Source organism: Azonexus fungiphilus (assembly GCF_003634965.1).
GTDB lineage: Bacteria > Pseudomonadota > Gammaproteobacteria > Burkholderiales > Rhodocyclaceae > Azonexus > Azonexus fungiphilus.
This window is the reverse complement of the sequence record NZ_RBXP01000004.1, coordinates 1-22,828: the sequence shown is the minus strand read 5'-3', so window position 1 is coordinate 22,828 and position 22,828 is coordinate 1. Positions and strand designations below refer to the sequence as shown.

General features: G+C 66.5%; 19 protein-coding genes and 1 tRNA gene. 8 read left to right on the top strand and 12 right to left on the bottom strand.

What is annotated here, in order from left to right:
- Window positions 1-52: 52 nt before the first annotated feature.
- The 6 genes from DFR40_RS01980 to DFR40_RS01955 all read right to left on the bottom strand — a co-directional run bounded on the left by DFR40_RS01980 (window position 53) and on the right by DFR40_RS01955 (window position 6,980).
- Window positions 53-715 carry a phosphoglycolate phosphatase gene (locus DFR40_RS01980; protein WP_121456822.1) on the bottom strand — a complete coding sequence of 221 codons (663 nt, stop codon included), beginning with the start codon at window positions 713-715 and terminating at the stop codon, window positions 53-55.
- Window positions 716-839: 124 nt separating this feature from the next.
- A complete protein-coding gene (fba, locus tag DFR40_RS01975; protein WP_121456821.1) occupies window positions 840-1,877 on the bottom strand; it encodes a class II fructose-bisphosphate aldolase in 1,038 nt (345 codons plus the stop codon).
- Window positions 1,878-1,887: 10 nt separating this feature from the next.
- Window positions 1,888-2,904, bottom strand: coding sequence for a type I glyceraldehyde-3-phosphate dehydrogenase (gap, locus tag DFR40_RS01970; protein ID WP_121456820.1), 1,017 nt, complete (start codon window positions 2,902-2,904; stop codon window positions 1,888-1,890).
- 46 nt (window positions 2,905-2,950) lie between these two features.
- The gene (tkt, locus tag DFR40_RS01965; RefSeq protein ID WP_121456819.1) at window positions 2,951-4,996 is read right to left on the bottom strand and encodes a transketolase; all 2,046 of its coding nucleotides are present in this window, start codon (window positions 4,994-4,996) and stop codon (window positions 2,951-2,953) included.
- 16 nt (window positions 4,997-5,012) lie between these two features.
- Entirely contained in the window at window positions 5,013-5,885 is an 873-nt protein-coding gene (locus tag DFR40_RS01960; protein WP_121456818.1) for a phosphoribulokinase, read from the bottom strand.
- Window positions 5,886-5,918: 33 nt separating this feature from the next.
- Complete coding sequence (locus tag DFR40_RS01955; protein WP_121456817.1) at window positions 5,919-6,980, bottom strand: class 1 fructose-bisphosphatase; 1,062 nt, start codon at window positions 6,978-6,980, stop codon at window positions 5,919-5,921.
- Between the two features lie 180 nt (window positions 6,981-7,160).
- Here DFR40_RS01955 and DFR40_RS01950 point away from each other — a divergent pair, with 180 nt between their 5' ends.
- The 4 genes from DFR40_RS01950 (at window position 7,161) to DFR40_RS01935 (ending at window position 11,916) form a co-directional block, all read left to right on the top strand.
- Window positions 7,161-7,883, top strand: a complete 723-nt coding sequence (locus DFR40_RS01950) for an HAD family hydrolase (RefSeq protein ID WP_121456816.1) — start codon at window positions 7,161-7,163, stop codon at window positions 7,881-7,883.
- Between the two features lie 190 nt (window positions 7,884-8,073).
- Complete coding sequence (locus tag DFR40_RS01945; RefSeq protein ID WP_245985579.1) at window positions 8,074-9,135, top strand: sensor domain-containing diguanylate cyclase; 1,062 nt, start codon at window positions 8,074-8,076, stop codon at window positions 9,133-9,135.
- A 329-nt stretch (window positions 9,136-9,464) separates the two neighbouring features.
- On the top strand, window positions 9,465-10,844 hold the full coding sequence (locus DFR40_RS01940; protein ID WP_121456814.1) for a ribulose-bisphosphate carboxylase: 1,380 nt from the start codon (window positions 9,465-9,467) through the stop codon (window positions 10,842-10,844).
- Between the two features lie 112 nt (window positions 10,845-10,956).
- Window positions 10,957-11,916, top strand: coding sequence for a LysR family transcriptional regulator (locus DFR40_RS01935; protein ID WP_121456813.1), 960 nt, complete (start codon window positions 10,957-10,959; stop codon window positions 11,914-11,916).
- 3 nt (window positions 11,917-11,919) lie between these two features.
- Here DFR40_RS01935 and putA read toward each other — a convergent pair whose 3' ends face one another.
- Complete coding sequence (gene putA, locus DFR40_RS01930; RefSeq protein ID WP_121456812.1) at window positions 11,920-15,519, bottom strand: bifunctional proline dehydrogenase/L-glutamate gamma-semialdehyde dehydrogenase PutA; 3,600 nt, start codon at window positions 15,517-15,519, stop codon at window positions 11,920-11,922.
- A gap of 18 nt (window positions 15,520-15,537) precedes the next feature.
- Window positions 15,538-16,359 (bottom strand): pyrroline-5-carboxylate reductase, encoded by an 822-nt coding sequence (proC, locus tag DFR40_RS01925; RefSeq protein ID WP_121456811.1) that lies wholly within the window; start codon window positions 16,357-16,359, stop codon window positions 15,538-15,540.
- 312 nt (window positions 16,360-16,671) lie between these two features.
- Here proC and DFR40_RS01920 point away from each other — a divergent pair, with 312 nt between their 5' ends.
- A complete protein-coding gene (locus DFR40_RS01920) occupies window positions 16,672-17,148 on the top strand; it encodes an Lrp/AsnC ligand binding domain-containing protein (RefSeq protein WP_121456810.1) in 477 nt (158 codons plus the stop codon).
- Between the two features lie 74 nt (window positions 17,149-17,222).
- Here DFR40_RS01920 and DFR40_RS01915 read toward each other — a convergent pair.
- Window positions 17,223-17,299: transfer RNA gene (locus DFR40_RS01915), tRNA-Pro, on the bottom strand.
- A 14-nt stretch (window positions 17,300-17,313) separates the two neighbouring features.
- Complete coding sequence (ispB, locus tag DFR40_RS01910; RefSeq protein ID WP_121456809.1) at window positions 17,314-18,282, bottom strand: octaprenyl diphosphate synthase; 969 nt, start codon at window positions 18,280-18,282, stop codon at window positions 17,314-17,316.
- Between the two features lie 138 nt (window positions 18,283-18,420).
- Between ispB and DFR40_RS01905 the strand changes: the two genes are divergently transcribed.
- Complete coding sequence (locus tag DFR40_RS01905; protein ID WP_121456808.1) at window positions 18,421-19,524, top strand: HD domain-containing phosphohydrolase; 1,104 nt, start codon at window positions 18,421-18,423, stop codon at window positions 19,522-19,524.
- 3 nt (window positions 19,525-19,527) lie between these two features.
- The gene (gene tcdA / locus DFR40_RS01900; RefSeq protein ID WP_121456807.1) at window positions 19,528-20,289 is read left to right on the top strand and encodes a tRNA cyclic N6-threonylcarbamoyladenosine(37) synthase TcdA; all 762 of its coding nucleotides are present in this window, start codon (window positions 19,528-19,530) and stop codon (window positions 20,287-20,289) included.
- Window positions 20,290-20,292: 3 nt separating this feature from the next.
- Here tcdA and DFR40_RS01895 read toward each other — a convergent pair whose 3' ends face one another.
- Window positions 20,293-21,240, bottom strand: coding sequence for an MBL fold metallo-hydrolase (locus DFR40_RS01895; protein WP_121456877.1), 948 nt, complete (start codon window positions 21,238-21,240; stop codon window positions 20,293-20,295).
- A 70-nt stretch (window positions 21,241-21,310) separates the two neighbouring features.
- Between DFR40_RS01895 and DFR40_RS01890 the strand changes: the two genes are divergently transcribed.
- Window positions 21,311-22,144 (top strand): alpha/beta fold hydrolase, encoded by an 834-nt coding sequence (locus tag DFR40_RS01890; protein ID WP_121456806.1) that lies wholly within the window; start codon window positions 21,311-21,313, stop codon window positions 22,142-22,144.
- Here DFR40_RS01890 and msrA read toward each other — a convergent pair.
- The coding region (gene msrA / locus DFR40_RS01885) for a peptide-methionine (S)-S-oxide reductase MsrA (RefSeq protein ID WP_425453923.1) at window positions 22,131-22,828 on the bottom strand (698 nt) is incomplete at its 5' end. The genes DFR40_RS01890 and msrA overlap by 14 nt on opposite strands.

The following is a 22,828-nucleotide window of genomic DNA, read 5'->3' as shown; positions in this document are numbered from 1 at the left end:
CGACCGTCAACAGCCACCTGCGGGTGGCTGTTTTCATTTGCCGACGCCGGTCTCAGGCGCTGTGCGCCAACCTGAGCGCCACGCCGAGGTCGGCGACGAGGGCGTCGCAGTCGGCGGCGCGCAGGGGCTCGCCCTCGTTGTAGCCGTAGGGCACGCAATAGACGGCACAGCCGGCGTTGCGGGCGGTTTCGATGTCGTGTTTCGAATCGCCGATGTGCAGGTTGGCGGCCGGGTCGACGCCGAGGGCGGCGCAGGCGTGCAGCAGCGGTGCCGGATGCGGTTTGCGGTGGGGCGTCGTGTCGCCGGAGACGACGGCGGAAAAGTAATGGGCGATGCCGGTGCGTTCGAGCAGCGGTCCGGTGAAGGCGGCCGGCTTGTTGGTCACCACGGCCAGCGGCAGGCCGGTCGCCTGCCAGGCGGCGAGGCCTTCGCGCACGCCGGGGAAAAATTGCGCCAGGCGGCCGTTGACCGTCGCATAGTGGCGCTGGAAGGCAGCGATGCCGCGCGCCAGCAGCGCTGCGTCGGGCGGCGTTGTCCAGGTCAGGCAGCGTTCGACGAGAACGACCATGCCGCGCCCGACGAAGCGGCGGATCTCGGCTTCGCTGCGTGGCGGCGCCTCGAGTTCGGCGAGCATCAGCCGGCAGGCCTCGGCCAGGTCGGCAACGGTGTCGAGCAGGGTTCCGTCGAGGTCGAAGGTGATGGAGCGGAATTTCATGCGGTTTCCTTGGGCGGCGGAGGCGACAGGCGGAGGACGATGATAGCGCAGGCGGGCAAAAAGACGCCCCGGCGGGCGGGGCGCAAAACGACCGGAGGTCGTGCAGAGATCGGCAGTCGCGGCGTCAGCGGTAGCGTCCGGCCATCGCCGCCAGTGGCAGCGGCTTGATCCGGCTGGCCCGCCCGGCCGAACCGAAGGCTTCGAAACGCGCCCGGCAGAGGTCGCGGGCGGCGGCCACGGCGGCTTTCAGGAAGGCGCGCGGATCGAATTCCTCCGGTTTCTCGGCCATCGCCTTGCGCATCGCGCCGGTCATCGCCAGGCGGATGTCGGTGTCGATGTTCACCTTGCGCACGCCGTGGCGGATGCCTTCGACGATTTCCTCGACCGGCACGCCGTAGGTCTCCTTGATCGCGCCACCGTACTGGCGGATGGTCGCCAGCCATTCCTGCGGCACCGACGACGAGCCATGCATGACCAGATGGGTATCGGGAATGCGCGCATGGATCGCCTTGATGCGGTCGATGGCCAGGATTTCACCGGTCGGCGGGCGGGTGAACTTGTAGGCGCCGTGGCTGGTGCCGATGGCGATGGCCAGCGCGTCGACGCCGGTCCTGGCGACGAAGTCGGCGGCTTCGTCGGGGTCGGTCAGGAGTTGCGAGTGGTCGAGCTTGCCGGCGGCGCCGACACCGTCCTCCTCGCCGGCCTCGCCGGTTTCCAGCGAGCCCAGGCAGCCGAGTTCGCCCTCGACCGAGACGCCGATGGCGTGCGCCATCTCGACCACCCTGGCGGTCGTCGCGACGTTGTAGGCATAGCTGGTCGGCGTCTTGCCGTCCTCGCCCAGCGAACCGTCCATCATCACGCTGGAAAAGCCGCTGCGCATCGCCTGCTGGCAGACCGCCGGCGAGGCGCCGTGGTCCTGATGCAGGCAGACGGGAATCTCCGGGTACTGCTCGATGGCGGCTTCGACGAGCTTGCGCAGGAAAGGCTCGCCGGCGTACTTGCGGGCGCCGGCCGAGGCCTGCAGGATGACCGGGCTGTCGCAGGCCTCGGCGGCCTGCATGATCGCCTGGATCTGCTCGAGATTATTGACGTTGAACGCGGGTAGACCGTAAGCGTGCTCGGCGGCGTCGTCGAGCAACTGGCGCAGGGAAATCAGGGCCATCGTCGTCTCCTCAGTGCAGCGCCGGCTGGCTGATGTGGCGAGCCAGGCGCAGCAGGTTGCAGGTATAGCCGTACTCGTTGTCGTACCAGGCGACGACCTTGACGAAGCTCGCATCCAGCGCGATGCCGGCGCCGGCGTCGAACACCGAGGGCTGCGGGCAGCCACGGAAATCGGTCGAGACCACCGCTGCATCGGTATAGGCGAGCACGCCCTTGAGCGCACCGCCGGCGGCCTCGCGCATCGCTGCGCAGATCTCCGCGTAGCTCGCCTCGCGGCTCAGTTCGACGGTCAGGTCGACCACCGAGACGTCGGAAGTCGGCACGCGGAAAGCCATGCCGGTCAGCCGGCCGTTCAGCGCCGGGATCACCTTGCCGACCGCCTTGGCCGCGCCGGTCGCGGACGGAATGATGTTTTCCAGGATGCCGCGCCCGCCGCGCCAGTCCTTGCCGGACGGGCCGTCGACGGTCTTCTGCGTGGCCGTGGCGGCGTGCACCGTGCTCATCAGGCCGCGGCGGATGCCGAAACGGTCGTTGAGCACCTTGGCTACCGGCGCCAGGCCGTTGGTCGTGCACGACGCCGCCGAGACGATCGGCTGGCCGGCGTAGTCGGCGTGATTGACGCCATAGACGAACATCGGCGTGTCGTCCCTGGCCGGCGCCGACTGCACCACCTGGCGGGCGCCGGCCTTCAGATGGGCGCGGCAGCTTTCTTCGGTCAGGAAGAAGCCGGTGGCCTCGATCACCAGGTCGACGCCGACGCCGCCCCAGTCCAGTGCCGCCGGATCGCGCTCGGCGCTGAGCCGGATGCGCCGGCCGTCGACCACCAGCGTGTCACGGTCGACGCTGACGTCGCCGGCAAAACGGCCGTGCACCGAATCGTGCGTCAGCAGATAGGCGAGGTAGTCGGGCTCGAGCAGGTCGTTGATCGCGACCACTTCGAGATCGGCGAATTCCGCCTCGGCGGCGATGGCGCGCAAGGCCATTCGCCCGATACGGCCGAAGCCGTTGATTGCCACCCGGATGGGCATGGTTGTCTCCTGATTTTTGCGAAAAAACTGGGGTCGACCGTCAGCGTCAGAAATCGCCGTCGCTGGCGCTCTCGCGGGCGATCGTCTCGACCACGACGCTGGTCAGGCGGGCGGCGGTCAGGCCGAAATGCCGGTAGAGATCGGCGGCCGGGGCCGAGGCGCCGAAGCCGTCGATGCCGAGAACCTCGCCGGCCAGCCCGACATACTTGCGCCAGGGGTCGGGATGCGCCGCCTCGATCGCGACGCGGACCACCTCCGGCGGCAGGACGCTGCGCTTCCAGGCGCCCGGCTGGCGGTCGAAGCGTTCGCAGCAGGGCATCGAGACGACGCGCACGGCAACGCCCTGCGCCGCCAGTTCGCGCTGCGCCGCCAGGGCAATGCCGATTTCCGAGCCGGTGGCGATGATCACCGCCTGCAGCGGCCCGTCGGCCTCGCGCAGGATGTAGCCGCCGCGCGCGATGGCCTCGGCGCGGCCGGGATCCCCGCCGCACTGGTCGAGGTTCTGGCGCGACAGGAAGAGCGCACTCGGGCCGTCGCCGCGCTGCAGCGACTCGGCCCAGGCGACCGCCGTTTCCAGTTCGTCGCACGGGCGCCAGACGTCGAGCCCGGGAATCAGGCGCAGGCTGCCGAGGTGCTCGACCGGCTGGTGCGTCGGGCCGTCCTCGCCGAGGCCGATCGAGTCGTGCGTCAGCACATGGACGACGCGCTGCTGCATCAGCGCACTCATGCGGATGGCGTTGCGGGCGTAGTCGGAGAACACGGCGAAGGTGCCGCCGTAGGGAATCAGGCCGCCGTGCAGGGCGACGCCGTTCATCACCGCGCTCATGCCGAATTCGCGCACGCCGTAGGACAGGTAGTTGGGCGTCCGCTCGCCGGCCGCGTGCCAGGCGACGCTGCCCCGGCCGGCGGTGAGGTTGGAGCCGGTCAGGTCGGCCGAGCCGCCGAGCAGTTCGGGGAGACGGTCGACCAGGAAATCGAGGCAATTTTGCGAGGACTTGCGGCTGGCGATGCCGCCGCTTTTGGCTGCTGCGCCCGCCAGCAGTTCGCCGCGGATTTCCGGCCAGCTTTCGGGGAGGCCGCCGGCCTGGGTGCGCTCGAACTCGGCGGCGAGTTCCGGATACTGCCGGCGGTAGGCGGCAAAGCTTGCGCGCCAGGCGCTTTCGGCGCGATCGCCGACGGCACGGGCGTCCCAGGCGGCGCGCAGGGCCTCCGGCACGACGAAGGGCGGATGCGGCCAGTTCAGCGCGGCGCGCATCGCGGCGATCTCGCCGGCGCCGAGCGGCGCACCATGCACGTCGTGCGTGCCGGCCTTGCTCGGCGCGCCGTGGCCGATCCGGGTACGGCAGACGATCAGTACCGGCTTGCCGCGCACCGCTTTCGCCTCGGCAATCGCCGCCGCCAGCGCCGTCGCGTCGTGCCCGTCGACCGGGCCGACGACCTGCCAGCCGTAAGCGCGGAAGCGGCCCGGCGTGTCGTCGCGGAACCAGCCGTCGACGTGGCCGTCGATCGAAATCCCGTTGTCGTCGTAGAAGGCGACCAGCTTGTCGAGGCCCCAGACGCCGGCCAGCGAGCAGGCTTCGTGGCTGATCCCTTCCATCAGGCAGCCGTCGCCGAGGAAGACCCAGCTGCGGTGATCGACGATGTTGTGCCCCGGCCGGTTGTAACGCTGCGCCAGCAGCTTCTCGGCGAGCGCCATGCCGACCGCGTTGGCCAGGCCCTGGCCGAGCGGCCCGGTGGTCGTCTCGACACCCGGCGTGTGGCCGACTTCGGGATGGCCGGCGGTCTTGCTGGCGAACTGGCGGAAGGCTTTCAGGTCATCCAGCGCCAGCGCGTAGCCGCTCAGATGCAGCAAGGCGTAGAGCAGCATCGAGCCGTGGCCGTTCGACAGCACGAAGCGGTCGCGGTCGGGCCACTGCGGGTTGGCCGGGTTGTGTTTGAGGTGGTCGCGCCACAGCACTTCGGCGATGTCGGCCATGCCGAGCGGCGCGCCGGGATGGCCGGATTTTGCCTGTTCGACGGCGTCGACCGTGAGAAAGCGCAGGGCGTTGGCGAGGTCGCGACGCAGCGCGAGCGGGGTCGGGTCACGTTCCATGGTCGTCTCCTCGGGGTCAGGCACGGCGCTTCTGGTCGATCAGGCGCAGGACCATCGGCGTGAAGATCATCTGCATCGCCAGGCCCATCTTGCCGCCAGGGACGACCAGCGTGTTCGGGCGGGTGAGCATGCTGCCGTGCAGGATGTTGAGCAGGTACTGGAAGTCGATGCCCTTGGGGTTGGCGAAGCGGATCACCACCATGCTTTCGTCGGCGCTGGGAATGTCGCGGGCGATGAAGGGATTGGAGGTATCGACGATCGGCACGCGCTGGAAATTGACATGCGTGCGGCTGAACTGCGGGCAGAGGTGGCTGACGTAGTCGGGCATGCGGCGCAGGATGGTGTCGGTCACCGCCTCCTGCGAGTAGCCGCGCAGCTTCTGGTCGCGGTGCAGCTTCTGGATCCACTCGAGGTTGATGATCGGGACGACGCCGACGCAAAGGTCGACCTGCGCGGCAATGTCGATGCCGTCACCGGCCCAGGCGCCGTGCAGGCCTTCGTAGAACATCAGGTCGGTGTCGCCGGGAATCTCCTGCCAGGGCGTGAAGGTGCCCGGCTCCTGGCCCCAGGGTTCGGCTTCCCCGGCATCGTGCAGGTACTTGCGCACCTTGCCGCTGCCGGCGCGACCGTAATCGACGAAGAGCTGCTCGAGTTCGGCGAGCAGGTTGGCGTCCGGCCCGAAATGGCTGAAGTTGAGATTGCCGGCAGCTTCCTGCGCCTGCATCTCGGCGCGCATGGCGAGCCGGTCGTAGCGGTGGAAGGAATCGCCCTCGACGATCTGGGCGTTGATCTTCTCGCGCCGGAAGATGTGCTGGAAACTCTGCATCACCGTGCTGGTACCGGCACCGGAGGAGCCGGTGATGGCGATGATCGGATGCTTGACGGACATGGCGGGACTCCCCGGAAGATGGAATGCGGCGGCTCAGTCGCGGAACAGCGAGCGTTCGGCGAACAGCGGCGAGACGAAGGGACGGTCGGCCCCGGTGTCGTATTCGTGGTGGTAGCGTTCGAGCCGCTCGACCTCCTCGCGCGAGCCGAGGATCACCGGCAGGCGCTGGTGCAGCGCGTCCGGCACTACGTCGAGGATGCGCCCGCGCCCGGTACTGGCCGCCCCGCCGGCCTGCTCGACCAGCATCGCCATCGGGTTGGCCTCGTAGAGCAGGCGCAGGCGACCGGGCTTGGCCGGGTCCTTGTTGTCCCTGGGGTACATGAAGATGCCGCCGCGCATCAGGATGCGATGCACCTCGGCGACCATCGAGGCGATCCAGCGCATGTTGAAATCGACGCCGCGGATGCCGCTGCTGCCGGCCTTGCATTCGCCGACGTAGCGCTGCACCGGCGGCTCCCAGAAGCGTTCGTTGGAGGTGTTGATGGCGAACTCGCGGGTCGCCGCCGGAATCCGGATCGCCGGATGGGTGAGGATGAAATTGCCGCTCTCGCGATCGAGCGTGAAACCGTGCGTACCGGTACCGACAGTGAGCACCAGCATCGTCGCCGGGCCATAGATGGCGTAGCCGGCGGCAAGCTGCTCATGGCCGGGGCGGAGGAAATCCGGTTTTTGTGCCGCGCCGGCGGTCGACCGTGCGAGGATGGAAAAAATGCTGCCGACCGAGACATTGACGTCGCTGTTCGACGACCCGTCGAGCGGATCGAAGACCAGCAGGTAGCGGCCGCGCGGGTAGTCGTCGGGAATCCGGAACGGCTCCTCGAGTTCCTCGGAAGCCATGCCGGCGAGCTGGCCGCCCCATTCGCAGTGACGCAGGAAGGCCTCGTTGGCGAGCACGTCGATCTTCTTCTGCTCCTCGCCCTGGACGTTGATCGCCGCCGCCGAACCGGCGACGCCGGACAGCGCGCCCTTGCCGACCAGCGCCGAAATGCCCTTGACCGCCGCCGCGACGTCGATCAGCAGCGCCCCCATCTCGCTGTGCTGGCCGCGGGTCTGCTCGATGACGAACTTCGACAGCGTGGTGCGTCCGAATAACATGGTCTGCTCTCCCCTCATGGTTGGCTTATCGCCATGGCAGCCAAGATAAGTGACTTGATAATTAAGGGACAGTCAGACTTTCTTAATAGGTTGATAAGTTACGCTTTATTAAACGCAACTGATCCCGGCAGTCAGAAAACCTGACTGGCCTCCGCCGTCCGCCGGCACTAGGCTGTCGCCATGGCTACCCTGCAAGCACTGATCTTCGACGTCGACGGCACGCTCGCCGAAACCGAGCGCGACGGCCATCGCCCGGCCTTCAACGCCGCCTTCCGCGACTGCGGGCTGGCCTGGCACTGGGACGAACAGCGCTACGGCGCACTGCTCGCCATCACCGGCGGCAAGGAGCGCATCCGCCACTACGCCACGCACTACGCCCCGGCCATCGCCGCCCGCCCGGACTTCGACGCGCTGGTCGGCCAACTGCACAGGATCAAGACCGCGCACTACCTGCGCCTGGCCGACCAGGGCCAGCTGCCGCTGCGCCCGGGCATCGCCCGCCTGATCGGTGAAGCCCGGCAGGCCGGCCTCCGCCTGGCCATCGCCACCACCACCACGCCGGAAAACGTCGACGCGCTGCTCCGCGCCAACCTCGGCCCCGACGCCCCCGGCTGGTTCGACGTCATCGGCGCCGGCGACATCGTCCCGGCCAAGAAGCCGGCCCCCGACATCTACCAGTGGGTCCTCGACCGCCTCGCCCTGCCGCCATCCGCCTGCCTGGCCATCGAAGATTCGGAAATCGGCCTGAAATCGGCGTTGGCCGCTGGATTGCGCTGCGTCGTCACGGTCAGCGAATACACCCGCGGCCAGGATTTCCGCGGGGCGTGGCAAGTGTTGCAGGGCTTGGCGGGGAGTTCGCTGGCGGAACTGGGTTTGCGCTCAAGCGCGGGGGACTGTGACTAGCCCGGGGGCTGGTTGCTTGGCTTCGCCGTCCTTTGCCGAAAGTCGCCAGCGCCCCCTTCCCTGCGGTACGATGCGCCGACACAAAACTCGACCCGCGAGCCCGGTGCAGCGCACCTTCGCGGCATCTGCCGGTTTGCCGACATGCCGGGGCGACGGGAATCGGGGTTCGAAACAGGGAGGCTGCTTGGTGATGCTGGACGGGATGCTGGTGCTCGGGGGCGGCGTGCTGCTGCTTGCGGTTCTGCTGTTTCTGCTCGCGACGCTGGCGCGGATGCGCCGCGAGCTGGTGACGCTGCGGGCCAGCGAAGCGCTGTTCCGGCGGCTGACCGAGGACGTCTCCGATGTCATCTGGCGCGCCGACCGGAACCTGTTCATCACCTACATCAACCCGACCGACGAGAAACTGCGCGGTTTCAGGGCGGACGAGGTGATCGGCCACCATGTTTTCGAGATGTTCACCGACGAGGGCATTGCAACGGTGACCAAGCTCATCCAGCAGCGCCAGGAAAGGGAGGCGGGAGGAACGATCAGCGGCGCGGTCACTTTCGAGGTCCAGCATCGCTGCAAGGACGGCCGGCTGCTGTGGGGCGAGGTGCTGTCGAAGCCGGAGCGCGACGCGCATGGGCGGATTACCGGTTACCACGGGATCAGCCGCGAGACGACCGAACGCAAGCGGCTGCAGGACCAGATCCAGCAGCTGGCCTTCTACGATCCGCTGACCGGCCTGCCCAACCGCCGCCTGCTCGAGGATCGCCTCGGGCAGAGCCTGGCGTCGAGCCGGCGTACGGGGGTTTTCGGCGCGCTGCTCTTTCTCGACCTGGACAATTTCAAGCCGCTCAACGATCTGCATGGCCACGAAGCGGGCGATCTGCTGCTGATCGAAGCGGCCCGGCGCCTGAAAGCCGGGGTGCGGGAAACGGATACGGTCGCCCGCTTCGGCGGCGACGAGTTTGTCGTGATCATCCGCGAGCTGGATCGCGATCCCGCCGTGTCGCGCGAGCAGGTGGCGACGATTGCCGAGAAGCTCCGCGGCCGGCTGGCCGAGCCTTACCGCTTGAGCGTCGAGCACGGCGGCCTGGCCGGGCAGGAAATCGAACACCGCTGCTCGGCGAGCATCGGGATCCGCGTCTTCATCGGCAACGGCGTCGATCCCGACGAAATTCTCAAGCAGGCCGATCTGGCGATGTACGAGGCCAAGGATGCCGGGCGCAACACCGTCCGTTTCTTCAGCCCGCCGGCCGAGACGGTGTGAAAAAGCCGGGGAACCCCGGCTTTCTTTCAGTGATAGGCTTTTTTCGACGCCAGCTTCGTGGCCATGAAACAGGCCATGCCGAAAATCGCCACGGCAAAGCCGATGCCCATCAGGGAAAGCTCATCCATTTAACACCCCGCAGAAAAGGTTATTGATCGATTGGAGCGGCTTAGACCGGCTGGCGACGGGAAGTTCCCGGTCTGCGGGCGGCAAAACAATAAGAAATTGCTGAACAATCCCATAAAAACACGTGACTGTTATTTATCTTTTGTCCTTCCTAAGATGGTCTCCATTCCAGCCACCCGGCGAACACACCAAGGAGACAAAAGATGGATCAATCGAAGCGCTATGCCGACCTGAGCCTCAAGGAAGCCGAGCTGATCGCCGGCGGCCGGCACATCCTCTGCGCCTACCGGATGAAGCCCAAGGCCGGCCACGGCTACCTCGAAGCGGCCGCTCACTTCGCCGCCGAGTCCTCGACCGGCACCAACGTCGAGGTCAGCACCACCGACGACTTCACGCGCGGCGTCGATGCGCTGGTCTATTACATCGACGCGGCGAACGAAGACATGCGCATCGCCTATCCGCTCGACCTGTTCGACCGCAACCTGATCGACGGCCGGATGATGCTGGTCTCCTTCCTGACGCTGACGATCGGCAACAACCAGGGCATGGGCGACATCGAGTACGCCAAGATGGTCGATTTCCACGTGCCGCGCCGCGCCATCGAGCTGTTCGACGGCCCCAGCCGGGGCATCGCCGACCTCTGGCGCACGCTCGGCCGGCCGGTGGTCGATGGCGGCTACATCAGCGGCACGATCATCAAGCCCAAGCTCGGCCTGCGTCCCGAGCCCTTCGCCCGCGCCGCCTACGAGTTCTGGCTGGGCGGCGACTTCATCAAGAACGACGAGCCGCAGGGCAACCAGACCTTCGCCCCGATGAAGCAGACCATCCCGCTCGTCTACGACGCGATGAAGCGGGCCATGGACGAGACTGGCGAGGCCAAGCTGTTCTCTGCCAACATCACCGCCGACGACCATTACGAGATGATCGCGCGCGGCGAATACATCCTCGAGACCTTCGGGCCGGACGCCGACAAGGTGGCCTTCCTGGTCGACGGCTACGTCGGCGGGCCGGGCATGATCACCACGGCGCGCCGGCATTTCGCCAACCAGTTCCTGCACTACCACCGCGCCGGCCACGGCGCCGTCACCAGCCCGCAGAGCAAGCGCGGCTACAGCGCCTACGTGCTGGCCAAGATGAGCCGCCTGCAGGGCGCTTCCGGCATCCACGTCGGCACCATGGGCTACGGCAAGATGGAGGGCGAGAAGGACGACCGCGCCTGCGCCTACATCATCGAGCGCGACCGCTACCAGGGGCCGGTCTACGCCCAGGACTGGTACGGCATGAAACCGACCGTGCCGATCATCTCCGGCGGCATGAACGCGCTGCGCCTGCCCGGTTTCTTCGACAACCTCGGCCACGGCAACGTCATCAACACGGCCGGCGGCGGTTCCTACGGCCACCTCGACAGCCCGGCCGCCGGCGCCCGTTCGCTGCGCCAGGCCTACGAATGCTGGAAGGCCGGCGCCGATCCGCTGCAGTGGGCGCGTGAGCATCACGAATTCGCCCGCGCCTTCGAGTCCTTCCCGCACGACGCCGACCTGCTCTATCCCGGCTGGCGCCAGGTCCTGCGGCCAGCTGCCTGACGCTGACGGTCAACCCCGCTGCGGCGGGGTTTTTCATGGGGTTTGACGCGCCGATGACGAAACACTAAAGTCAGCGATCACTTCACTTCAATCCCGCCGGATTCAGCGAACCATGAACTTCGTCCGCAACCTGACGCTGCGCCAGCTGCAGATCTTCGTCGTCGCCGCCCGTCACCTCAGCTACGCGCGCGCCGCCGAGGAACTGCACCTGACGCCGCCGGCCGTCTCGATGCAGCTGAAACAGCTCGAGGACAACGTCGGCCTGCCGCTGTTCGAACGCATGGGCCGCGGCGTCGCACTGACCGGTGCCGGCGAGCTGCTGGTCCATCACGCGCTGCGCATCCTCGGCGAGATCAAGGACGCCGAGGCCAGCCTGCATTCGCTGGCCGGCGCCGAAAGCGGCCAGATCTCGGTCGGTCTGGTCAGTACCGCCAAGTACTTCATGCCGCGCCTGCTCGCCAAGTTCGCCCAGGCGCACCCGGGCATCGACGTCCAGTTCACCGTCGGCAACCGTGCCGCGCTGCTGCAGAAGCTCCAGGACAACGCCATCGACCTCGCCGTGATGGGCCGCATCCCGGTCGAGATCGACGCCCACGGCGAACCGATGGCCCAGCACCCCTACGTGCTCATCGCGCCGGCCGACCATCCGCTGCGCGACGCGCGCCGCTTCGACATGCACGAACTGCGCCGCGAGACCTTCCTGCTGCGCGAGGAAGGCTCGGGATCGCGGCGGGTCGCCGAGGAGATGTTCAAGAACCACCTGTTCACGCCGGCACGGACGATCAGCCTGGGCAGCAACGAGACGATCAAGCAGGCGGTGATGGCCGGCATGGGCATCAGCCTGCTGTCGCTGCACACCCTGCCGCTCGAGCTGAAGACCGGCGAGATCAGCCTGCTCGACGTGATCGGCACGCCGGTCGAGCGTACCTGGTACGTGGTGCACATGAACGCCAAGCGGCTGCTGCCGGCCGGCATGAGCTTCCGCAACTTCCTGCTCGAGGCGACCGCACCGGCGCTCGAACAGGAATTCCTGCGCCATCTCGCCAACGTCCGCCTGCCGGCGCAGGGATAGCCGTCAGGCGCCGAGCGTCATCAGCGTCGTATTGCCGCCGGCGGCGGTGGTGTTGATGCTGAGCACGCGTTCGCAGAGCAGGCGGTACAGCGGGTAGCGGCCAGCCTCGGCGGTTTCCACCAGCAGCGGCAGCAGCGGACCGTCGCCGGCGGCCAGGCGCGGCGCCAGCGTCGCCGCCCCACCCCGTTCGACGAGGACGCCGGCGAGGCCGGCGAAATCGCCTTCGCCACGCAGCTCGATCGCCTGGCGCAAGGCCTCGGGCAGGCGCGCGAGCAGCGCCCGCGCCGGATCGCCGTCGACCAGCGCCGCCCGGTTGCCGGTCGCCAGCACCGCAGCCAGCTGGGCGAGCAGCCCGGTCTCACCGGCGGCAACGCAGAGCAGCCGGCCGCGCGGCGCGAACCACAGGCGGTTGCTTTCACCGGTCGGCCCGGGCAGGGCGAGGCTGACGCCGAGCAGGCTGTCGGCAGCGGCCTCGCGGCAACGGCGGGCGATGAAGTCGTCGCCGACAGCGACCGCCCACTCGGCGAGCGCGGCCAGGGCACCGGCCAGCGGCGGTGGCGGCGCGCCGAGATCGAGCGCGCTGAGCACCGGCGTCTCGGCCAGGCGCGGCAGGTAAAGCGGCCCCCCGGCCTTCGGCCCGGTACCGGAGAGCCCTTCGCCGCCGAACGGCTGGACGCCGACGACGGCGCCGACCATGTTGCGGTTGACGTAGATGTTGCCGACGCGGGCGGCAGCGACGATGGCGTCGATGCTTTCGTCGATGCGGCTGTGGATGCCCAGGGTCAGGCCGTAGCCGGTGGCGTTGATGGCCTCGACCAGGGCCGGCAGCTGGCGGCCGTCGAAGCGCAGCAAATGGACGACCGGACCGAAGACCTCGGCCTCGAGGTCGGCCAGCGATTCGATCTCGATCAGCGTCGGCGGCACGAAGCAGCCGCCGGCGCAGGCCTCGGGCAGGGGCAGCTGGTGTACCGGCCGGCCGCGCCGGCGCATCGTCTCGATGTGCGCGCAGAGCGCGGCGCGTGCCGCCTCGTCGATGACCGGGCCGACGTCGGTGGCGAGCGCCGCCGGATTGCCGATCACCAGCTCGGCCATCGCCGCCTTCAGCATCTCGCTGACGCGCCCGGCGATGTCCTGCTGCAGGCACAGCACGCGCAGCGCCGAACAGCGCTGGCCGGCGCTGTCGAAAGCCGACTGCAGGACATCCTGGACGACCTGCTCGGGCAGCGCCGAGGAATCGACGATCATCGCGTTCTGGCCGCCGGTTTCGGCGATCAGGCGGACACCGGGACGCGGCGCCAGGTTGCGGTTGATCAGCCGGGCGACCTCGGTCGAGCCGGTGAACACCACGCCGCGCACCCGCGCGTCGGCAGTCAGGGCGGCGCCAACGACGTCGCCGCGACCGGGCAGGAACTGCAGGACCTCGCCGGGCACGCCGGCCTGGTGCAGCACCTCGACTGCCAGCGCGGCGATCAGCGGCGTCTGCTCGGCCGGCTTGGCAAGCACCGGGCTGCCGGCGGCAAGTGCCGCCGAGACTTCGCCGACGAAGATCGCCAGCGGGAAATTCCACGGGCTGATGCAGGCCACCGGCCCGGGCGGCGTCGCGCTGTCGCGGAAATTGCCGGTTTTCAGCTGTTGACCGTAATAGCGGCAGAAATCGACGGCCTCGCGCAGCTCGGCGACGGCATTCGGCCAGGTCTTGCCGGCTTCGCGGATGCACAGCGCGAGAATCTCGTCGCGCCGCGCCTCGAGCAGGTCGCCGGCGCGCAACAGGATCGCCGCCCGTTGCGCCGGCGCCGTCGCATGCCAGCCGGCGCTGGCCTGTTCGGCGATCGCCGCCGCCGTCGCGACGTCGGCCACGGTGGCCTCGACGACGCTGCCGACGATCTCGCCGCGCGCCGCCGGATTGCTCACCGCCAGCCCGGGCTGGCCAACCACGGCGTGGCCACCGACCAGCGGCACGGCCTGCCAGCGCTTGCCGGCGCCGGCGGCGAAACTGCGGGCCAGCTCGGCCAGCGTCGTTTCGTCGGCCAGGTCGACGCCGGCCGAATTGACCCGCTCGCCGCCGTACAGCGCCGGCGGCAGCGGGATCGCCGGGTGCCGCGTGCCGCCCTCGCGGGCGACCGCGAGCAGCGGGTCCTCGACCAGTTCGTCGATCGACACCGCGTCATCGACGATGCGGTTGACGAAGGAACTGTTGGCGCCGTTCTCGAGCAGGCGGCGAACCAGGTAGGGCAGCAGCGTCTCGTGGGTGCCGACCGGGGCATAGATGCGGCACAGCCGGGCAAGCTTGTCGGCGCCGACGACGTTGTCGTAGAGCGGCTCGCCCATGCCGTGCAGGCACTGGAACTCGTAGTCGCGCACGCCGCGCGCGCCGGCCATCTGGTAGATGCTGGCCAGGGTGTGGGCGTTGTGCGTGGCGAATTGCGGATAGATGGCGTCCGGCGCCGCCAGCAGACGGCCGGCGCAGGCGAGATAGGCGAGATCGCTGTGCGTCTTGCGGGTATAGACCGGGTAGTCGGCCAGGCCGTCGACCTGGGCGCGCTTGATCTCGCTATCCCAGTAGGCGCCCTTGACCAGGCGGATCATCAAGCGCCGCCGGCTGCGCCGGGCGAGGTCGATGAGCGCATCGATCAGCGCCGGGCAGCGCTTCTGGTAAGCCTGGACGACGAAGCCGAGGCCGTGCCAGCCGGCCAGTTCGGGGTCGCCGGCGAGGGCTTCGAGCAGATCGAGCGAGAGTTCGAGGCGATCGGCCTCCTCGGCGTCGATGTTGACGCCGATGTCGTAGCCCTTGGCCAGCAGCAGCAGCGCCTTCAGCCGGGCGAGCAGTTCGCTGCTGACGCGCTCGCGCTGGCTGCGCTGGTAACGCGGATGCAGCGCCGACAGCTTGATCGAGATGCCGGGCCCGGCGACCGGACCGCGACCGCCGCTGGCGCGGCCGATGGCATGGATGGCCTGGGCGTAGGCATCGGCGTAGCGGCGGGCGTCGGCCTCGGTCAACGCGGCTTCGCCGAGCATGTCGAAGGAGTGGCCGTAACCACGCGCCTCGTTGGCCGCCGATCGCTGCAGCGCCGCCTCGATCTGCTCGCCCATGACGAACTGCTGGCCGAGCAGGCGCATCGCGAAGTCGACGCCCTTGCGGATCAGCGGCTCGCCGCCGCGGACGATCAGCCGCCCGAGCGCGCCGGCGAGCGCGTTCTCGCTGTGCGTGGCGACCAGCTTGCCGGTCAGCAGCAGGCCCCAGGTCGCGGCATTGACGAACAGCGAGGGGCTGCCGCCAAGATGCGCCGCCCAGTCGCCGCGGCTGATTTTGTCGCGAATCAGGCGGTCGACCGTCAGTGCATCGGGAATCCGCAACAGCGCCTCGGCCAGGCACATCAGGGCGACGCCTTCCTGGCTCGACAGCGAGAATTCGTGCATCAGGTGGTCGACGCCGCTGGCATGCCGGCGCTGCCGGCGGACGGCCTCGACCAGTTGCCGGGCGAGATCGGCGACTTGGCCGGCATCGCGCGGCAGGGCACGGACTTCGTCGCACAGGGCGGCGACGCACTGGCTTTCATCGCGGCGGTGGGCGGCGCGGATGGCTTGTCTGAGAATCTCGTTCATCGTCCGTACTCCCTCGCTTCAGTCCGCCGCCAGCTCGCGCGCCCGGCGATGCGCCGCAGCCACGCCGGCCGCCACCACGGCGGGCAGGCCGCCGGCACCTTCCATCGCCGCCAGCCCGGCCTCGGTCGTGCCACGCGGGCTGCACACCGCCGCCTTCAGTTCGCCCGGCGCACGCGGATCAGCGGCGAGCAAGACAGCCGCGCCGATGCAGGTTTGACGCGCCAGGCGGGCGGCCAGTTCAGCCGGCAACCCCTCGCCGACACCGGCCGCCGCCAGGTGTTCGACCAGCGCAAAGAAATAGGCCGGACCGCTACCGGCAACCGCAGTCCCGGCATCGATCATCGCTTCGTCGGCAACCCAGGCAGTGGCACCGACGGTAGCGAAGAAAGCCTCGGCCAGGGCCGCATCGGCCGCCGACAAGTCGTCGCGCCCAGCGTGCAGCAGGCTCATGCCGCAACCGACGACGACCGCCAGGTTGGGCATCGCGCGCACCAGCCGACGCTGCCCGCCGAGCAACTGGCGCAGACGGCCCAGGCTGGTGCCGGCAGCAATCGAAACAACCAGCGCGCCAGCGCAGCGGCCGACCAGTTCGGGCAGCACATCACCGAGCACCTGCGGCTTCAGCGCCAGGATGACCAGATCGGGCTGCCAGTCGGCCAGCGCCGCGACGGTATCGAGCACCACCACGCCGCTGTTCGCCGGCAACAGCGAACGTGCCCGCAGCGGCTCGCGATCGACCGCCACGACCCGGGCCTGTGGATGCGCCGCCGCGTAGCCGCCGGCCAGGGCTGCGCCCATGTTGCCGCACCCGACCACCAGAACAGAATGATTGACCTGCATTGACCGCCTCCACCAGAGAACCACACCAGAAAAACAGAATTTTCCGGAATGGTATTCTTTAAAAAAGCAACAAGTCAACAACAAACAACCAGAACAAACTGTATTTTCAGTACATTAAACCAGATTAAAATTTCCGAACAGGATATTTCACTAAATACGCTGTCACATCCTTGAACAATCACCGGAAACACTCGAAAAAATGCGGTGCTGCAGAATATTCAACTAGAGGACAATGCCGATACCGGACAAATTGCCAAGGTGAACACGCTCACCGATAATCCGCGCTCACGCTTTCTTGTTGTGGCAAAACCCATGCGCAAGCTCGATCAGATCGACATCGACATCCTGGAGACCCTGCAGAAGGAGGGCCGCCTGACCAACGTGGCGCTGGCCAGACAGGTCGGCCTGAGCGCGACGCCCTGCCTGGAGCGGGTCAAGTCGCTGGAAGCGGAGGGCATCATCGCCGGCTATTCGGCCCATCTCTCGGCGCCCCGACTCGGGCTCGGGCTGACCGCCTTCATCGAGGTTCTGCTTGAACGCACCTCGGAAGAAACCTTCGGAAAATTCCGCGCCGCCGTGCTCAACATCCCGGAAATCCAGGAATGCCACATGGTCGCCGGCGGCTTCGACTACCTGCTGAAAGTCCGCGTCGCCGACATGGCCGCCTACCGCACTTTCCTCGGCGAAGTCCTGGGCAAGGTCCCCGGCATCCGGGAAACCCACAGCTATGCAGTGATGGAGGAAATCAAGGATTCATCGGCGATCAGCCTGGGCCACCTGCGCAGCTGAATCGATGGCGCAGCAATGCGCTGCCGCCGAAAACAAAAAACCCTCGCAATCGATTGATTTACGAGGGTTTTAAGTGGTCGGAGTGACATGATTCGAACATGCGACCCCTGCGTCCCGAACGCAGTGCTCTACCAGGCTGAGCTACACTCCGACGATCCGAGAAACCTAGTGATTTCTCTCAACTGCTAAGAAGGACAATTGTAGCAGAGCTTTTTTGTAAATTGAATCCCCCAGCGCAGAAATTGATGCTCTGGCGAGCTCGCCCTCTTCGGCGGCACGCTTGCGCGCATGGGCCAGGGCACCACTCTGCTGGATTGCGGCAAGCACTGCAGGGAAATCGTCACGACCGCCTTCTTCGATCGCCTTGCGCACGCAGGCGGCCTGCGCCGGCGTGCCGTGCTGCATCACATAGATCAGCGGCAAGGTCGGCTTGCCCTCGGCCAGATCGTCGCCAAGATGCTTGCCGGTATCGGCCTCCTGGCCAGAGTAGTCGAGAACGTCGTCCACCAGCTGGAAAGCCGTGCCCAGATGCATGCCATAGCGGGCCAAGGCGGCTTCGACATCAGGTGCCGCGCCGGCAACGATGCCCCCCAACTGGGCGGCGGCTTCGAACAGCTTGGCCGTCTTGTAATGGATGACCTGCATGTAGCGCGCTTCGTCCACATCTGCGTCGTGGCAGTTCATCAGTTGCAGGACTTCACCCTCGGCGATGACGTTGGTCGCATCGGAAAGCACCTGCATGACGCGCATGTCGTTGATCGCGACCATCATCTGGAAGGCGCGCGAGTAGAGGAAGTCGCCGACGAGCACGCTGGCGGCATTGCCAAAGGCGGCGTTGGCGGTGTCACGCCCGCGGCGCAGTTCGGATTCGTCCACCACGTCGTCATGCAGCAGCGTCGCGGTATGGATGAACTCGACCACCGCCGCCAGTTCGTGGTGGTGGCGGCCCTGGTAGCCCAAGGCCCCGGCGGCGAGCAGCACCAGCGCCGGGCGCATCCGCTTGCCACCGCTGTTGATGATGTACTCGGCTACCTGGCGGACCAGCACCACGTCGGAATGCAGGCGTTCGCGGATGACCGCGTCGACGGCCTTCATATCGGGCCCGATCAGGGCGTATAGCTGTTCCAGGGTCACGGTGGTCGATCTCGGGAAGAAGCGCGGAATCTTAGGTGCCGGGCGGTGCCCAGTCAAGGCCAAAAAGGGCGTAACGGCGCCCCTGAGGCCCGGTGCCTTTGCTAAACTCGACACCATTAAAAGCACAGGGAGACAGGGATGGACATTCGCGCGATCATTGCCCCGGCGATCCAGGATCGGGAAGCACTGGAAGAATTCGCCGACGCGCTGACCGACCGCGCGCCGGAGGTCGAACGCGATGTCGCCCGCCTCAAGAAGTCACCGGGCGATCGCGAGATTACCGCCGATCTGTTCCGCGCCATCCACAACATCAAGGGCGATGCGGCACTGTGCAAGTTCGAGCTCGGCATCGCCATCGCCCATCCGATCGAATCGATGATGTCGCGCTTTCGCGAAGGCGAGATCGTCTTTTCCGACCTGCTCGCAGAACTGATCTTGCTGGCAATCGACCGCCTCGAGCTGGCAACCGACGCCGTCCTAGCGCACAAGCCGCTGGAAAACCTGCGCCTGCTCGATCTTGTTCAGGGCCTAGAACTGACTGCCCGCGCAGCGCCGGAAAAACTCGATGCGAGCTGCGCCGAACTGATCGAGAGCGTCACCGGCTTTCCGCCGGTGATCACCGGGATGTCGGCGCGGGCACCGAAATCGGCAGCCGACAAGACGCCACATACCGGCGCCACCGATGACCTGCAGTTCTTCCGTTCGCTGGCACTGCAGTTCGAAAGCCGCTCGCCTCTGTTCAAGGGCAGAACGATGCGCATCCTGCGCCTGGCCCTCGAGACCAACAAGGCCGGCGGCGCCCAGGTCGATCCCCTGCAACTCGAGGCGGCGGTCTACCTCCACGATGTCGGGATGATGCTGCTGCCGGAAAGCACATGGCTCAAGGTGGGCAGGATGACCGATGCCGACAAGCAGTTGCTGCGCAACCACCCCGGTTACGCGGCCGGCCTGCTGCAACGGATGCATGGCTGGCAAGCGGCCGCCGAAATGGTCGCCCAGCACCACGAGATGCCTGACGGCGGCGGCTACCCGAATCAGCTGAGCGCTGCCGAAATCTGTCCCGGCGCCAAGATACTGGCGATTGTCGATGCCTTCGAGGCAGTCATGCTCAAGCATATCCATCGCGGCAAGAACCGCTCGGTGCTCCGCGCCATCGCCGAAATCAACGCCTGCGACAAGCAGTTCGCGCCGGAATGGATCGCTCCGTTCAACGCAGTGATCCGCAAGACCATAGAAAACTGATTCATGAATGCAGTGGAAAATCGCCGCTTCGGCGGCGTCGGACGCCTTTACGGCGAGTCAGGCTATCAGCGCCTGACGCAGGCCAGGGTTTGCCTGGTCGGCATCGGTGGTGTCGGCTCCTGGTGCGCAGAAGCACTGGCACGTACCGGAATCGGCCAGCTGACGCTGATCGATCTCGACATGGTCGCCGAATCGAACACCAACCGCCAGATCCATGCCCTCGGCGACATCTACGGCAAAGCCAAGGTCGACGCCATGGCCGAACGGATTGCACAGATCAACCCGGACTGCACGGTGCGCTGCATCGAGGATTTCGTCACCCCGGACAACCTGGAGACGACGCTTGGCGACAACTTTGATTTCGTCATCGATGCCATCGACCAGGCCAGGGTCAAGGTGGCGATGATTGCCTACTGCAAGCGGCGGCGCCTGCCGATCATCGTCGCCGGCGCCGCTGGCGGCCAGACCGACCCGACCCAGGTTCGGCTCGCCGACCTCAGCCAGACCGTCCAGGATCCCTTGCTCGCCAAGGTCCGCGCCAGCCTGCGGCGCGACCACGGATTCCCGCGCCAGGGCAAGTTCGGGGTCACGGCTGTTTATTCGACCGAGCCTCTGCGCTATCCGGCCAAGGACAACAGCTGCACGGTCGATGCCGCACCAAGCGGTCTCAACTGCGCCGGTTTCGGTTCCTCGGTCTGCGTCACCTCGGTCTTCGGGATGGCCGCGGCCAGCGAGGCCATCCGCCGGATTATTGCAGGCAGCTAGGCGTCAGGAAGCACGCTGATCGAGCCAGACGCCAAGTCCCTGGGCGTTGAGCTCGAGATCGGTGGCCCAGATTTCCTGCAGGCTCGCTTCCGGTAGCTGGCAGCCGTGCGTACGAATCTCACCGAACAGGTACTCGGTCATCGCTTGCTTGATCCTGTCATGCCGGGCCTCACCGGCATTCGCCTCACGCTCGGCAATGCCGACCAGGACGTCGAGGTGACGCAGCAGATCGCGGCCGCGGTCAGCAACATCGGGCACACGGCTGTAGTGGGTCAGGTACATCGCTTCAGGCTCGAAGGCGAGCAGACGGGCAATCGAATCGCGCATGGCCTCCGGCTCGAACTGTGTCGGCGTGGTCGTCGGGAAGATGAATGGGCGGCCATCGACATCGAGCTCCCGGTAGGAAAGGCCAAACATGTCACCGGTGAAGATGGCATGCGCCTGCGCATCAACGATACAGATGTGATGGCGGGCGTGCCCCGGAGTGTCAATGCACTGCAGCGGGCGTTGGCCAACGGTGACGACCTGTCCGTCACCGGCCTCAATGATGCGCTCGGCCGGAATCGGCAGGATGTCCCCGTAGATGTTTTTTACGTATTCCGGACCGTAGACCGCGGAAACCCCCGCGACCAGTTTCGACGGCTCAGCCATGTGCCTGGCGCCCCGCGGATGAACGACCAGGCGGGCATTGGGAAAGACTCGCATCATGCTCCCGGCACCGCCTGCGTGATCGAGGTGGATATGCGTGAGGATGACGAAATCGACCGCACTTTCGTCAAGTCCGACCTTCTTCAAGGCTGCGATAGCGTTCGGCAGCGAATCGTTGCTGCCGGTATCGATGAAGGCAACCCTGCCATGGTCAACGACCATGTGGATCGCCGCCAGAATCGGCCTGACATAGCCAGCATCGAACGCAATGATGCCGTTCCCGTAATCCCGCCAATCGAACATCGCCATACTCCTCCGTATTGATTGTGCTCCGATTATACTAGCCGCCAGTTCTGCTTCTCGATGCTGCACCATGACCCACTTCCAGGCCGACGACGGCACCAGGATTCATCTCAAGATATCCGGCGACGGAGATCCGCTGGTCATGCTGCACGGCTGGACCGCCAGCCATCAAGAGTGGTTCCCCTTTCTCGATGGCCTGCATCCGACGCACCGAATCTACCGCTGGGATGCCCGCGGCCACGGTGGCCATCCTCTCGTTGATGGCGCGCCGCCCACTGCCGCACGCATGGCACGCGACCTGGCCAACCTGCTCGATCACTACGCTCTGAAAAAAGCCGCGGTGGTCGGACACTCGATGGGGGCCCTCACGCTCTGGCAGTACATCCGGGACTTTGGCACCGAGCGCCTGTCGCGCGTCTGCATCATTGACCAGTCGCCAAAACTGATGACCGACGCCGAATGGTCGCATGGCATCTATGGCGATTTTGACGCCGACAAGGCGGCAGCAATGATGGCTTCGCTGCATGAGGACTTCGCGGAAGCTGTCCTCAAATTGACCGCGTTCGGACTCAACCAGCGGGCTCGTGAAAAGTACCTGGCCAACGCCGCCGGATGGCAACGCTCACGCAGCGCGCTCCGCGACCAGGCGGCAGGCCCCTTGATTGCCTGCTGGGCCAGCCTCACCGCCGCCGACTACCGTGATGTACTTGCCCGTATCGACGTTCCGGCAATGCTCGTCTACGGCGGTGAAAGCAATTTCTACAGCACGGCGACAGCTCACTACGTGGCCGGCAGAATTCCCGAATCCATCCTGCACATCTACGAGGGAACGGATCACTCCCCGCATCAATGGCAGCGTGAACGCTTCACTCGCGACCTGCTGGATTTTCTCAATCGCCCTTGAGGCGGTCAGCAAGAAAGTGCCGCAGCTTCGCCAGCTTCGGGGCGATCACGAACTGGCAGTAAGCCTGTTCCGGGTGCGCTGAATAATAATTCTGGTGATAGGACTCGGCAGGGTGAAAAACTGGAGCCGCCTCGCAGCGAGTAACGACAGAGCCCGGAAAGACCTGGCCGGCATCCAGTTCGGCGATCAGCATCAAGGCCTCAGATCGTTGAGCCGCCTCGGTGTAAAAGATCACCGAGGCGTACTGGGAGCCGATATCGTTCCCTTGCCGATCCACCGTTGTCGGGTCATGGATTGAAAAAAACACTTCGAGCAGTTGCCTGAAGCTGATCAGATCGGGCCGAAACTCAATCGACACGACCTCGATGTGGCCACTTGTTCCGGAGCAGACCAATTCGTAATCAGGCGCCGAATGCGCCCCGCCGGCGTATCCGCAAGTGACACGGTCGACGCCGTGAAGACGGCGAAAAACTGCATCGAGGCACCAGAAGCATCCTCCGCCCAGAATTGCCGTCGCCATCGCCGCTCCTTGAATCGTGATCGATGTGCCTATTTCAACACGGCACCCGAACTCGCCAAAATTTTTTTTGTAAACGGCCAAACCCCCTGGCACTGGGTGCGAGGGGGTTTGAGAAATGGGAGCCTGGCGGTGACCTACTTTCGCGAGCGAGGTGCTCACTATCA